This is a genomic window from Leptolyngbya sp. ST-U4, assembly GCF_039962215.1.
GTDB lineage: Bacteria > Cyanobacteriota > Cyanobacteriia > Elainellales > Elainellaceae > Leptolyngbya_A.
The window spans coordinates 1-11,673 of the sequence record NZ_JAMPKZ010000060.1 but is presented as its reverse complement, the minus strand read 5'-3'; the positions used below and the strand labels follow the sequence as shown (position 1 = coordinate 11,673).

Annotated in this window: 11 protein-coding genes and 3 pseudogenes; all 14 read left to right on the top strand. The window is 49.0% G+C overall.

What is annotated here, in order from left to right:
• Positions 1 to 193: 193 nt before the first annotated feature.
• Positions 194 to 274, top strand: a pseudogene (locus NDA02_RS27260) (DUF4385 family protein); the annotation flags it as partial.
• Positions 275 to 533: 259 nt separating this feature from the next.
• Entirely contained in the window at positions 534 to 2,285 is a 1,752-nt protein-coding gene (locus NDA02_RS27255) for a ShlB/FhaC/HecB family hemolysin secretion/activation protein (RefSeq protein ID WP_348256254.1), read from the top strand.
• A gap of 442 nt (positions 2,286 to 2,727) precedes the next feature.
• Complete coding sequence (locus NDA02_RS27250) at positions 2,728 to 3,309, top strand: thioredoxin domain-containing protein (protein ID WP_190790575.1); 582 nt, start codon at positions 2,728 to 2,730, stop codon at positions 3,307 to 3,309.
• A gap of 338 nt (positions 3,310 to 3,647) precedes the next feature.
• Positions 3,648 to 4,007 (top strand): annotated as a pseudogene (locus NDA02_RS27245) (alpha/beta hydrolase); the annotation flags it as partial.
• A 219-nt stretch (positions 4,008 to 4,226) separates the two neighbouring features.
• A complete protein-coding gene (locus tag NDA02_RS27240) occupies positions 4,227 to 4,940 on the top strand; it encodes an alpha/beta hydrolase (RefSeq protein WP_348256253.1) in 714 nt (237 codons plus the stop codon).
• 151 nt (positions 4,941 to 5,091) lie between these two features.
• On the top strand, positions 5,092 to 5,772 hold the full coding sequence (locus tag NDA02_RS27235) for a response regulator transcription factor (RefSeq protein WP_190790573.1): 681 nt from the start codon (positions 5,092 to 5,094) through the stop codon (positions 5,770 to 5,772).
• 219 nt (positions 5,773 to 5,991) lie between these two features.
• Positions 5,992 to 6,609, top strand: a complete 618-nt coding sequence (locus NDA02_RS27230) for an FMN-dependent NADH-azoreductase (protein WP_190790572.1) — start codon at positions 5,992 to 5,994, stop codon at positions 6,607 to 6,609.
• Positions 6,610 to 6,620: 11 nt separating this feature from the next.
• On the top strand, positions 6,621 to 6,878 hold the full coding sequence (locus NDA02_RS27225; RefSeq protein WP_199296396.1) for a hypothetical protein: 258 nt from the start codon (positions 6,621 to 6,623) through the stop codon (positions 6,876 to 6,878).
• A gap of 81 nt (positions 6,879 to 6,959) precedes the next feature.
• Positions 6,960 to 7,196, top strand: a complete 237-nt coding sequence (locus tag NDA02_RS27220; RefSeq protein ID WP_199296395.1) for a hypothetical protein — start codon at positions 6,960 to 6,962, stop codon at positions 7,194 to 7,196.
• A gap of 31 nt (positions 7,197 to 7,227) precedes the next feature.
• Positions 7,228 to 7,440, top strand: a complete 213-nt coding sequence (locus NDA02_RS27215) for a hypothetical protein (protein ID WP_190790571.1) — start codon at positions 7,228 to 7,230, stop codon at positions 7,438 to 7,440.
• Positions 7,441 to 7,496: 56 nt separating this feature from the next.
• A complete protein-coding gene (locus NDA02_RS27210; RefSeq protein ID WP_190790570.1) occupies positions 7,497 to 8,552 on the top strand; it encodes a cyclic nucleotide-binding domain-containing protein in 1,056 nt (351 codons plus the stop codon).
• A 32-nt stretch (positions 8,553 to 8,584) separates the two neighbouring features.
• Positions 8,585 to 9,196 carry a hypothetical protein gene (locus NDA02_RS27205; RefSeq protein WP_190790569.1) on the top strand — a complete coding sequence of 204 codons (612 nt, stop codon included), beginning with the start codon at positions 8,585 to 8,587 and terminating at the stop codon, positions 9,194 to 9,196.
• A gap of 5 nt (positions 9,197 to 9,201) precedes the next feature.
• The gene (locus NDA02_RS27200; protein ID WP_348256252.1) at positions 9,202 to 11,481 is read left to right on the top strand and encodes an NHLP family bacteriocin export ABC transporter peptidase/permease/ATPase subunit; all 2,280 of its coding nucleotides are present in this window, start codon (positions 9,202 to 9,204) and stop codon (positions 11,479 to 11,481) included.
• A gap of 112 nt (positions 11,482 to 11,593) precedes the next feature.
• A pseudogene (locus NDA02_RS27195) lies at positions 11,594 to 11,673 on the top strand (IS6 family transposase); the annotation flags it as partial.

Sequence of the window (11,673 nt, the reverse complement as noted above, 5' to 3'; positions counted from 1 at the left end):
AAAGCCAGGGTCAATTGGAGATTTTCCAGTGCAGGTGCGCGCATTCGGTTAGGGCATCTCTATCCTAAATTAAAGCATGCTAACTAGGCAAAGTTTATTTGGTGAACTACTAGAGTCGGTATGCCAATTCCAACTGAAGTACAATCGACAGATTGACTGAGCAACGCTAATTTACCCATCTCGCGCGGTCGTGGGTGAGTTTGTGGGCATAGACAGGGTACGCAAGTTTCTCCAAATGGGTTACCCCCGCGCTCGTCGTCACGCCAACCACAAGTGAGCTTAACTTTCAGCTCGACTGGCTTTCAGACGCTTATTTCAGATAGACAGTTAGGTAGACAGTGATAATGGTGAGGATTGGCAAACTTTTATCAACAAAAGTGTTGTAAGCTGATGCAAATAATCTTCGCATTGCCTCAGTGTCAAAGCGGTTGACTGCGAGGACTGTGAGGCGTGCGATCGTAGCATCAGTCCTTATTCACATTGTGATGCCCTATTGTGATGTCATGCTGTGATTTCATACTGTGGACAGTAATATGACCTGCTGGTACTTTCCTGCTGTATTGCTGCTCGTGGTTCTGGCTGGGCTGCCTAGAGGATCAGCCTTTGCTCAGACAGTTGTGCCGCAAGCCCCTGAATCCACCGGAACGCCTCAACTTCCCTTGCAGGAAAATCAGCCGCCTTCGCTACAACCCCAGCCTGTCCCGCAGCCGCCCCCACCGCTTCCCCGTCCCGATGAGCTGCTCCGACCCTCGCCTCAAACCCCGGCTGCCCCCCAACCTGTTCCAGGAGAAGTCCCAACGACCATTCGGGTCGATCGCTTTGAGGTGTTTGGCAGTACGGTCTTTACCCCTGAGGAACTGGCAGTCGTCACCGCGCCGTTTACCAACCGCGATATTACCTTTGCCCAACTGCTGCAAGCGCGATCGGCAGTAACACAGCTCTATGTGCGGGAAGGCTACATCACATCGGGCGCGATCATTCCACCTCAGGCTCTGGAAGCCGGAGTAGTGACGATTCAGGTGATCGAAGGCAGCTTAGAATCGATCGACATCAGCGGACTCACTCGCCTCAGTCCTAGCTATGTGCGCGATCGCCTAGAACTTGCTGCGCAAACGCCGCTCAACGTGAATCGCCTGCTCGAAGGTTTACAGCTTTTACAGCTCAATCCCTTGATCCAAAGCATCTCGGCGGATTTGCAGGCAGGGGTGCGTCCGGGAACCAGTGTTTTGGCAGTTCAGGTTACCGAGGCAGACTCGTTCAATACCACGTTGTCGATCGATAACGGACGATCGCCCAGTGTGGGCAGCTTCCGACGGCAAGTTGAACTCACGCAGGCAAATCTGTTGGGCTTTGGGGACGGTTTGAACGTGGGCTACGGCAATACGAATGGCAGCAACACGCTCAACGCCACCTATACTCTGCCGCTCAATCCGCGTAATGGCACGTTACAGTTAGCGATCGGCTTCTCGGATAGTCGCGTCATCGAGGAACCGTTTGATGAACTGGAGATTAGTGCCACCTCGCACTACTACGAACTCACCTTTCGCCAGCCGCTTTCACAAACGCCAACCGAAGAATTTGCGCTGGGGCTGACGGCTTCTCGTCAGGAAAGCCAAACGGAATTAGGCATTGATGATATTGGTCCGTTTCGCCTTTCACCCGGAGCCGATGCAGCAGGGCGAACTCGTGTCTCGGCAGTGCGCTTTTTTCAGGAGTGGACGCAGCGTAACAGTCAGCAGGTGATTGCTGCTCGATCGCAATTTAGCCTCGGACTCGATTTGTTGGATGCCACCGTGAACAATGACGCACCCGATAGCCGGTTTTTAGCTTGGCGCGGACAGGGGCAGTGGGTGCGCTTACTGGCTCCCGATGCGCTGCTGCTGGTGCGAGGCGATGTTCAGCTTGCAGACAGTGCTTTAGTGCCGCTGGAGCAGTTTGGATTGGGCGGACAGCAGAGCGTGCGAGGTTACAGACAGGATGCCTTGCTCACAGATAACGGGGCGTTGCTCTCTGCCGAGGTGCGATTACCCATTCTGCGTATTCCCGAATGGCGAGGGCTGCTGCAACTTTCGCCGTTTATCGATGTGGGTGCAGCCTGGAATAGCGGCGATAGCCCGGCTCCAGAATCAAATGCGTTAGTCGGTGTTGGAGTAGGTCTATTGTGGCGGCAGGGCGATCGCTTTTCAGCAAGGCTCGATTGGGGCATTCCGCTGGTGTCGATCGATGCCGGGGACAGTTTGCAAGAAAATGGCGTGTATTTCTCTGTAATCTACTCCCCGTTCTAAATTTTCCTCTGGCGCAACTTCGTTTCAATGCGATCGATTCCCTCTGAGCTAAGTGTTAGCCCCCAAGGATCCTCCTCTGCCCTCCTTCACAAAGAGGGAGCCGAACCACTCTGATTCCCCTTTTTAAGGGGGGTAGGGGGGAGCTCCGCCAAATCATCCAATCAACAGAAGGTTTTAAGACGCTTTTAAGACACTGCCTAGCCCCCACACCCCCTCGTACCTGACCAGCATGAAAGAAGCTGTAACCTGAACTTAAGTTCATAGGTAGACCAATACTTGGAATCAACTAATAATTGATCATTTTGTTGCTCACGAAATAAACCCTGGATTAATGACAAATCTTCGTTCATTCTATAAATTAAGACTATATAAACAGCATAGAGAAATTAGGAGAAAAGCAATTTTCTAAGTGATATTGCTCCTCTCTTCCCAAGGGTTAAGCATGAATCAAGATATTTCTGCTGAATCGGCTGGCGATCGTCAACTATTAGCAGTATCTCCTTCTGAACGAGATCATCGGCAGGGTTCACTCAATGCACGAGTTGTACTTGTTGAGTATGGAGATTATCAATGTCCAAAAAGTGGGGAAATTTATGCCCTGATTAAAGCAATTCAAGAACAGCTTGACAGCAACCTCAAGGAGAATTATTTATGCTTTGTGTTTCGTCATTTTCCTCAACCTCAACTCTATCCTCAATCTCAGAAGGTAGCCGCTGCCGCAGAAGCAGCAGGAGCGCAAGGACGGTTTTGGCAGATGTCAGAGATGCTGTGGGAGCATCGCCAAGATTTAGGCGATGGCTATTTAGTGGAGTATGCTAACAATTTAGGACTGAATATTACTCAGTTTCTGCGAGATATTACTAGGGAAGTGTATAGCGATCGCATCAAGGAGGATATTGAAGGCGGAAGACGCAGTGGCGTGACTCGCATACCAGCTTTGTTTATCAATAGTATTCGTTATCAAAATGCGTTGGAGTTCGAGCCGTTATTCAATGCAGTGATTGAATCTGGAGGTCTTATATAGCAAATCTCATTCACAAAATATTATTGAGCGATCGCCCGATTAAAATGTTGCGATTGATGGCATGGGCATAAGAAATTTGGAATTAGTGGTAGTTTGATAGGTGCGAAAGCATCATCAGCTCAAGTATCTGTCAATCTTAACCAGGTTGAAAATCATCAGCCGAATATAGACGAATCGTTTTCATAGAGGCACGATCGCATCGAGTAAATGTAATTTGACCAGTTTTCTGTTCCGACTGGCGGTAGTGAAGACAGCAACATTAGCGCCAACTCTCAAGACTTTAGAGAGGCAATGTCAGCATCAATCGACATCCCCGCCACACTTCGCCCTATTACTGGGCACCGTTTGTTCTATTAGAAAATTGGCGTAAGGACCTCTACATTCAGCAGGACAAGGTCCACGCGCAGTTTGCTGCGGATGTGCCCGCCAACAATGCACAGTTGATGGCTAGTACCCAGCGTCCGATTACGGAAGCCACGCTTAATGAAGCCTCTGGCGAACCTGCATGGAAATCTACCCCGTCCTGGTTCATCTATGGTGGTCGCGACTTGAACATTCCTCCAGCAGCCCTGTCTTTCCTGGCGAACCGCGCTGATTCAAAGGAGACAGTTGTCGTGAATGGTGCATCCCACGTCGTGATGATTTCCCATCCAGATGCCGTTGTCAGCGTTATCGAACATGCTGCGAGCACGCAGTAGAGAAGTGTGAACACATTGCGACTATGAACGGGGAAAAACGCAGAGATATGCAGTTGAGTAAAACTTTCCCGTGTCCTAATGTTTTCGTGTCTTTCTAGTAAAAATAGAAAGGTGATCAAAATGACCGTTTTTACATGGAAAAAAGTCCAAAGATTGTTGCTCTTACTGTTCACATTTAGTGTTGTCGTTATCGCATCAGTGCATTCAGGATCAGCTAGTTTGTGGCAACCAGTCCAAACATCCAACTCTAAACCTGCGATCGTCCTAGTTCATGGTACCAATGCTGACGCAACATCCTGGCAACACGTTATTTCACTTTTGCAGGAGGATGGCTACGTCGTAACTGCTGTGCAAAATCCGCTCACTTCTCTGCCAGATGATATTGCTACAACCAAGCGAATCATTGACGCCCAACAGAGACCCGTGGTTGTAGTCGGGCATTCCTATGGTGGAACCGTAATCACAGGTGCAGCGTCTGATAACCCGCAAGTGAAAGCATTAGTTTATATCAATGCTTTTGCACCAGAGCCAGGTGAGACGATTAGCCAGTTAAATAGCAGATACGCCCCTCCTCCAGTCAGCGCAGCACTTGTAGCTGATACAGCAGGATTTCTTTACATCGATCGTGAGAAGTTTCACGAGGTCTTTGCTCATGACGTATCACTAGCCGAGGCGAAAGTGCTGGCAGTGACGCAAAAGCCTGCCATCAGCACAACGTTTGACCAATCTGTGGAGAGCGCAGCCTGGAAGACGATTCCCTCCTGGTATCTTGTGGCTCAAGAAGACCGAGCCATTAACCCGGAGCTTCAACGATTCATGGCAAGCCGAATTGGTGCCAAAACAACTGAGATTCCAGCAAGCCATGTGCCCTATATCTCCCAGCCAAAAGAGGTTGCCAACCTGATTATTGAAGCAGCAATCGCTGTGAAGTAATCCGATTACGAAATCAAGTAACGTCAAACTCAAAGGAGCCATGACGAAAAAGGCAACTTGGTCGGTCTCGGAGATATGGAGATGCAGATGCGCTAGTCCTACTCAAATGTTTCATTAAAACGTTCAAAGAAGTAACATTTAGGAAAATGCTATGCAGCGCCAAATCCTAGTGATTGAGAACGATCTAAAGATAGCTCAAATCATTCAGCTAGAGTTGACATGTGAGGGTTATTTGGTAAAGGTTGTACATGATAGAATGGCAGGATTGCTCGAAGCTCGACAAAGTGATCCAGATTTGCTTATTCTAGGTTGGGAGCAAATAGGTTTATCTTGTCTGGATATTTGTCACCGCTTACGCTCTACACAGAATAATGTACCCATCTTAGTTTTGACTAAGGAAGGTCAGGTACACGATCGAGTTGCCAGTTTAGAGGCAGGTGCAGATACCTGTTTAACTAAACCTTTCAACCTGGAGGAATTAGTCTCTGTCGTTCGATCGCTTTTACGACGTACTCAGCCGCAGCAGCCTTACGTTTTGGAATTTGAGAACCTTGTGCTAGATCGAAAAGCACGACAAGTTCGTCACGATTATCAGCAAGTTGAATTAACTGCGAAGGAATTTGATTTGCTAGAATATTTCATGAGCTACCCTAAACAAGTGTTGAGACGTGAACAAATTCTTCAAAATGTTTGGGGATACGATTTTGTTGGAGACTCTAATGTTATTGAGGTCTACATTCGCTACTTGCGCCTCAAACTTGGGGGGAGCAAGGCAGCACGACTGATTCATACTGTGCGTGGTGTTGGCTATGTTCTGCGAGGGGCTTCTTGATTGTTCTAGTAAAGAGAAGTTAGACGCTCTGTTTCCCGAATTCTAGAAATTAACCTGGCTGCACGGTGCAGCAATTAGACGACTCATCAGTCTAAAACCCTACCAAAGCCCAAATACTCTACGCAATTTTCCACGATCGCGTATTGATTTACCCGACCATAACGATGGGTAAATCTATTGATGCATAGCTTGTATTAATTCACAACTTGAGGTTATTTCATGACACACATTCTCCATCTCGATGCAAGTCCACGGGGTGTACGATCTATTTCTCGCACCCTTTCAGCAGAATTCATCGCTAACTGGAAAGCTGCTCATCCCAATGACACGGTCACCTACCGCGATATTGGGCATTATCCTGTACCGTTTGTCAGCGAAGACTGGATTGCTGGTGCCTTTACACCCCCTGAACAACAAACGCTTGAACAAACTAAAGCAATTCGGGTTTCCGATGAGTTGATCGATGAGTTTTTAGCAGCCGATCGCTATGTGTTTGGCATTCCCATGTACAACTTCAGCATTCCTGCGAACTTCAAAGCCTACATTGATCAAGTTGTGCGCGTGGGTCGTACATTCTTAGCTGATGAAACAGGCTACAAAGCGCTGGTTCATGATAGGAAGATGACTATCATTCTTGCTCAAGGGGGAACTTATCCAGAAGATAGTCCTACTCACGCCTATGATCTGCAAACACCCTATCTTCGGTTTATTTTTGGGTTCATCGGCATTACCGATGTTGAGTTCATTTACGCCAATGGTCTCAACCTGGGTACGGAAGCCCGTAACCTGACAATCGTTAAAGCACAGGCTGCTCTAAAAGCGACGATCGCTCGTTGAGGTTAAGTCCCATGCTAAAGCGTGTAGCGATCGGTACAGATCAAGAAGCTCAGCAGGTCACTACCATTATTTCTTATGCAGTTCGCCCAGGACGCGAGTGGGGATATCAAGAGTGGCTGCACGGCATCGCTACAGCGGTTCACAAGTTCAAAGGATACTCAGGGGTCACTGTGATTCGCCCCCAAAATCATACTCACCCTGATTACGTAGCCATTGTTAGATTCAATCAGTACAGCAACTTGAAAACGTGGATGGAATCCGATATTTGACAGGAATGGATAACGCGGTTGCAATCTCTGATCGAAAAGACTGAAGTTGTTCAAACACTGACAGGGTTGGAGATCTGGTTTATGCTTCTAGGCAAGCCGCAGGCTCCACCCCCATGCTATAGGGTTGCGCTGGTGACGTGGCTAGGAGTGCTGCTCACGCTACCTATCCTGGAATATTTACTGGTACCGTTACTGTCTGAATTTCCTGTATTACTTCAGCAACTAATCATCACAGGATTTAGTGTTGTCCTGCTTGCCTATTTTGTCATACCGCACCTCACTCAACTGTTTTACAAATGGCTCTATTCCAGTCTATAAGCCCACATAACGCGACTTAAAGGAGAATCAAATGTCTGATCAACAGCAAAACAAATCGTTCGATTCTAACGGTACCAGCGAACTACTAAGCGATCGAGAATTAACTAAAATAGCGGGCGGTGCAGAGCATGACTACAATCAATTACTCCATTCAAAGATTTTGCAGCGTGATGCTGACGACTTCAACATTCCTGAAACTGAACCGACCTTTCCAACTCCACCCTACCCAGAAGATATAGCGTAAAAATGCTGCATCGTGCTCCAAGCAGCAAATAATCAATTCTCATGACCTGTAGCCCTATGACAGAAATTATTCTGCGCGAGTTGAATCGGAGTGACATTGACTGGATGACTTTGGTTGGACAGAAAGTAGAAATTGCGCCTGGCGCTCGACTGCCGACTGTTGACACACATTCAGGTCGGTTTTATCTGGTTCTAGAGGGTCAACTTGAACTGATCTCGCCTGATTCCGATCGCTCTCATCCTGGCATTGTCACTTACAGCAGCGGTGATGTCGTTGGATTCTTCTTTCTGCTGAGTTCTCCTTCGTCAGCTGTCTTTCAGGCACTTGAAAAGTCATTAGTTCTGACGATCGATTGTCAGTTGCTACTGGAAGAATTTGAGCAGGATGCTGGCTTTAGTGCCCGCTTCTACCGGGCGATCGCCATGCTGTTCACTCGCAAACAGTGGCAGATTGCCTCACGTCTACCTGAAGCGACTGTCACTGAGTCACATTCAATCATGACAAAAACCAGCTTTTCGATGTTTAGCTGTTTACATGACAGCGATATATGCTGGATGACAAGTGCAGGAAAAGTGAAGGAATTAAAAGCAGACGAAATCTATGTGCGAGAGGGACAGTCGCTTGAAACGCTGGATATTGTACTGAAAGGAAATCTATTGCTGTTGGTTTGCGGCGGCAAGCATAACGCGCTATCGCTTGCATTTGGTGCACCGCCCAGCAGCCAGCTTCGCAATATTGCTAAAGCACAGCCCGGTGATATTTTGGGCGCGACGACTTTTCTGGAAATGTCTCCTAATCTGTATCTGATCAAAACGGCTCAGGATACAAAATTGCTGTCGGTTCCAATTGCTCTTCTGATCCCCAAACTGCAAACCGATTTAGGATTTGCCGCTCGCTTTTATCAGGCACTCGCCAGCATCACCACAGAGCAGCTTTATCAAATGATCAGTCGCTTAGCAGGCAGCGTTCCCTCCTATGAGCCGGGGTGCAGCCTGTGCGATCAATCCGCCTATCAAGGCGAACTCAGTCTTTCAGCGTTGCAGGAGTTGTCGATCGCGAGAACGAAATTTCACTGGCTGCTGCGACAGCTTGGGATAAAAGAGCGGACATAGAGAACGGCAGTAATTAAGCAAGGTGGTGACTCATGGCAGACGAAAAAGACTCTAACCTATTCCGAGCTGAGGCACTGGCGCAGATTGCTTCCCCCGAACAACTTGACCAGCTCATGCAAATTGTGAATCTGAAGGACTGGCTGCCGCTAGCATCGATCGGCTTTCTGGTCGTGCTGGCACTGGTCTGGAGCGTTGTCGGACGGATTCCCATTTTCGTCCAGGCAAGAGGACTGTTAGTGCAAGATACGACTAATCCCAGGCAGCTTATCAGCGTCAGCTATTTCCCGATTGCTCAAGGCAAACAAATTCAGCCGGGCGATCGGGTTTTGATTAGTCCTGAAACAGCAAGCTTCCAGGAATTTGGCGGACTTGAGGCAATCGTAACCTCTGTTTCATCCCAGCCCGTCACGCAGTCAGCCGCCCTCAAGCGCACAAACGGCAATTTGGAGCTAGCGGCTCTGGTCTACACGCCTGCCTCGATCGAAGTCGTTGCCCAGTTTAAACTTGCTCCTGACAATCCCAGCGGCTACCAGTGGTCGATGTCTCGTGGATCTGCTCAGCTCTCAAGCCAAACGCCGACCGATGCCAGAGTGATGCTGAGCGAACAAGCCCCCATCACCTTTATCTTCCCGTTTTTGAAATAAGTCTTATGCTGAAAACCCTGCTCAATCCCGCCCCGCAGTTCTCCTGGAATTGGTGGAAGGCTCCCCGGAAAGTTCTGCAACAGCAGGGGCAAACGCTCTGGAGTCGCAAGCGCAATCGCGTTCGCACGCCAACGCTGCTGCAAATGGAAGCCGGTGAGTGCGGAGCTGCCGCCCTGGGAATCATTCTGGGCTACTACGGGCGAATTGTGCCCCTGGCAGAGCTGCGGCAAGCCTGTGGCATTTCACGGGACGGCAGTTCGGCAGCAAATGTCGTGGCGGCGGCAAAGGCCTATGGACTGAACGCCAAAGGCTTCAAAAAGGAATTGCAAAGCTTAATGGCACTGCATCCGCCTTATATTGTCTTCTGGCAGTTTGATCATTTCTTTGTGGTGGAGGGATTTAGCAAAGAGCAGGTCTTTGTCAACGATCCGGCTGCCGGACGGCGCACGGTTTCGCTGGAAGAGTTTAATCAGGGCTATACGGGCATTGTCCTGGTGATGGAACCAAACGAAACTTTCCAAAAGGGCGGCAAGAAAAAAAGCGTCGTTCAATCGCTGCAAACCCGCCTTCAGGAATCGATCCCAGCATTGCTGTACTGCATTGCTGCGGGTTTTTTGCTGGTGATTCCCAATTTGGCTGTGCCCGTCTATAGCCAGGTATTTATCGATAATATTTTGATTAATGGTCGGACGAATTGGCTTGCTTATTTACTGGCAGCAATGGGATTGACCATCACGCTTCAGGGTTTGTTGACCGCACTTCAACTTCGCTATCTGCGAAAGTTAAAAATTAAACTATCCATTTCGATGTCCAGCCATTTTATCTGGCATTTATTGAAACTGCCTATTAGCTACTACGCCCAGCGTTATCCCGGTGAAATTAGCAGTCGAATTCGGATTAACGATCGCGTTGCCACCGCCCTCACCGGACAACTGACAACCACGCTAATCAGTGCTGTTGTGATTGTATTTTATGCCGCTGTGATGCTGCACTACAGTCCTTTGTTGACACTGATTGTGATTTGTTTTGCGATCGTCAATGTGCTCATCTTGCAGTGGGTGGCGCGTCAGCGAGTCGATGCCAACATCAAAGCGGCACAGAACTTTGGTAAGGTGAACGGCGTGGCGATCGCCGGGCTCCAGAGCATTGAAACCCTGAAAGCTTCTGGCTTAGAGTCCGATTTCTTTTCGCGCTGGGCCGGCTACTACACAAAGGCAATCAACGCTCAGCAAGAGCTAAACCTTGCCAACCAGAAGCTGAGTCTGCTGCCGTCACTCATTACGGCACTGAGTACCGTCGCTCTGCTGAGTATTGGCGGTTGGCAGGTAATCCAGGGACAGATGAGTATTGGGATGCTGCTGGCATTTCAGCTTTTGACCGTCAGCTTTTTGGCTCCTGTGAATGATCTGGTGCGGTTTGGGAGTACGCTGCAAGACCTGGAGGGAAATCTGCTGCGGCTGGATGATGTGTTGGACAATGCCACCGATCCGGCTCTGGAAACTGCTAAGCAACAGGCGATCGCCCGTACAACCCCGCATACCGTTTCGGGGGCAAATCGGCTGCAAGGCTATATTGAATTAAAAGACGTTACCTTTGGCTACAGTCGTGTGGCTGCACCCCTCATTCAAAACTTCAACCTTTCGATCAAGCCAGGGCAGCGAGTCGCATTAGTGGGCGGTAGCGGATCGGGCAAATCAACGCTGGCAAAAATCATTGCGGGACTCTATGAACCCTGGTCAGGCACGATTTACTTTGACGGCATTCCCAGAGAGGGCATTGGGCGATCGATCCTGACCAATTCTATTTCTGTGGTCGATCAAGACATTATTTTGTTTGCCGATACGATTCGCGCCAACCTGACGCTGTGGGACGCGACCATTTCCGGTCAAACGATTGAAAAAGCTTGCCAGGATGCTGCGATTCACGAAGCGATTCTTTCGATTCCAGGGGGTTACCGTGCGCCTTTGATTGAAGGAGCCGCCAATCTCAGCGGGGGTCAACGGCAGCGATTAGAAATTGCCCGATCGCTGGTGAACAATCCCGCAATTTTGATTATGGATGAAGCAACGAGTGCGCTGGATGCCGAAACAGAGAAAATCATCGATCAAAATTTACGACGCCGGGGATGCACCTGTTTAATTGTGGCGCATCGACTCAGCACCATCCGCGACTGCGAGGAGATTATCGTCTTGGAGCGAGGAAAGGCGGTGCAGCGGGGAACGCACGAAACCCTGTGGCAGGAAAAAGGACACTACGCACAGCTCATCACCAGTGAAGGGGCATAATTTCGATTTCAAAATCAGATTGTTCTGTCACTGATAGGCAATGTGGACGGTTGTGTCGCAAAAACAGCCGCTGGTAAGGTAGACAAGCCCCGTTATGCCTTCTCGCCCTCCGATGGCTACTGCTGCTCTGTTCAAGTGGCGGCATTTCTTGCCTGAAATTATCCTGCTCAATGTTCGTTGGTACTGCCGTTA